This is a genomic window from Priestia sp. P5_B4 (assembly GCF_056400385.1).
Window position 1 is genome coordinate 1 of record NZ_JBFULJ010000585.1, and the last position, 2,430, is coordinate 2,430.

1 protein-coding gene is annotated in these 2,430 nt (G+C 37.8%); it reads right to left on the bottom strand.

The features are described 5' to 3' along the window. Positions 1-416: 416 nt before the first annotated feature. A partial coding sequence (locus AC1DRF_RS23290; RefSeq protein ID WP_477741809.1) for an MMPL family transporter occupies positions 417-2,430 on the bottom strand: 2,014 nt, incomplete at its 5' end.

The window sequence follows — 2,430 nt, forward strand, 5'->3', positions numbered from 1 at the left end:
GTAAATAACACCTTTTTTTCTTTATTATCATAGTGAAATCCGAAGTTTTTTAAATCATTTCTCAATATATCTTCACTAATTTTAATGGAAGAAGCAATATCTGCATAAGTAGCACCATTATTTAGTTTTTGAACAATCTCACTGATTAACAAATTACGACCTCCAGTAGTATACGTGTCTGAAGTAATACTTTATCCTGAATAGCTGCTTTTATGAATTGCAAGTAAAGGTTAACAATTTAAATGAACTTGGTATTAAAAGAAGTGTAGAAAGCCACATGTTTCTGCTGAGGAATTGTTCTTCTTACCTTTGTATTTCTCACTAATAATAGTAAGAAGTATCACCCTATGTTATGACCTGGGTTTGCTGAAAAAGCAAAGAGAATATTCTCTTTGCTTTTTTCTTGGTTTTAATATTTACTGCTCTTTTTCTGATACCATTTCAACTTTACCTGGCCAAAAAGCAAATCTTCCTAAAACCGTAGTAATCGCAGGTACAAGGAACGGTCGCACAATAAATGTATCTAACAGAACACCTAAAGCCGTGATAATTCCAAACTGAACCAGAACTTGAATAGGCAGTGTTGCTAGAACCGCGAAGGTAGCAGCTAAGATGATTCCAGCTGATGTAATAACACCGCTTGTTTCGCTTACGCCTTCTTTAATTGCTTGCTTTAATGGCATATGCTTCTTTTTCTGCCAGATGCTTGAGATCATAAAGATATTATAATCCTCACCAAGCGCCACTAAAAATACAAATGCGTATAAAGGGATCGCTCCTTGGATAGCATCTGCCCCCATGATGTTGTGAATAATGAGCCAGCCTAATCCTAAGGCTGCACTGTAGGATAAGATAACCGTTCCAACCAAGTAAAGCATGGCTACAATGGAACGCAAGTAAGCTAATAGCAGGAGCGATATAAAAATAATAATTAATGGGACAATGATACTGTCGTCTTTATCACTCGTGGTCATTGTGTCATACTGTGTTGCTGTTTGACCGCCGATCCATACTTTGGATTTGACTGCAGAAACTCCGGACTGTGACAGCGCCTTTTCAGCTGCATCTCTCAAGTCTGGAATAGCTTTCATTGCTTCTATACTATATGGATTCACATTAAACGTAACGTCATATACTTTTAGATCCTCATTATTTGTACCACTTTGAGGTGCAGAAACAGTACTAATAAGGTCATTTTTCTTTAATGCTTTTTCAAGGTCAACCGATTTTCCTTCCGTATCAAGGACTACTTGTGCTGGTGCTAGTTCACCAGGAGAGTAAGCATCAGAAATAATCGTAAAACCTTCACGAGATGGCATATCTTCCGGGAAAGAAGACAATAAATCATATGTGTACTTGATTTGACTAGAGTAAATGGATGAAGCTCCAAAAAAGACTAGACAAGCTACAATGATTGTCCATGGTTTCGTCGTAACCACATTACCAATCCAATTCCCGAAACGGTTTTTCGCTTTTCGGTCACGCACCGGTTTTCCTTTCTTTTTCGCCAATTCTTCTTCCATTTCAGGAGTACGAGGGACGAAAGGATAAAAAGAACCTCTTCCCATAACCGAAAGCAGGGCGGGAATAAGTGTTAAACTTGCTAATCCCATAATTAGAATAGATAAGCTAAAAGGGATTGCAAAACGGTGGTAAGCACCGTATTTTGCTACAATCAAGGCCAGAAGAGAGATGACAACTGTAAATCCACTCATAGCTATAGCACCTGAAGCACCTTTAAAGGCATTGATAAGGGCTTGTCTCTTATCTTTTACTTTACGAAGCTCATCACGATAATGAGAAATTAAAAATAAACAATAGTCTGTTCCTGCTCCAAATAACAAGACTGTCATAATGGATATGGACTGCGAGTCAACCGTAATCCATTCTTTATCTGCCAAAATACCGAGAATCGGACTCAGAACCCCATAGGCAAAACCCACACCGATTAAAGGAATAATCGCTAAAATTGGGGAACGATAAATGACAAGAAGTAAAATTAAGACTAATAAAACTGTCGCGATTAGTAAGGAAACGTCTGCTCCTTCAAATAAGCTGGTTGCATCTACTTGAATTCCTACAGGTCCGGTAACGCGCGTGCTTAGCTTATCTTTTGCATCGATATCTGTAGCAAAAGAATCATATGAAACCTGTTCTTTTACTTGTTTTTTAATCTTGTCTAGATTTTTTTCTAGTACATCTGTTTCAACGTTTTCTTTAAAGAAAATGGGCTGTACAAGCGTTGTACCGTCCTTTGAAATCATTTTTTGTAAAGCTGCTAACGGTAATTTGTGCAAAGGCGGAGTAGACGTTTGTTTTTCTAATGGTTTCTTTTCTAAATCTGCCGCCACTTGCTGAATAGATTTTAAGTCATCGGTATTCAAACCGGATTCTTTATGCCATGTAAGTAAGGCAGGAACCCCTGAAGAG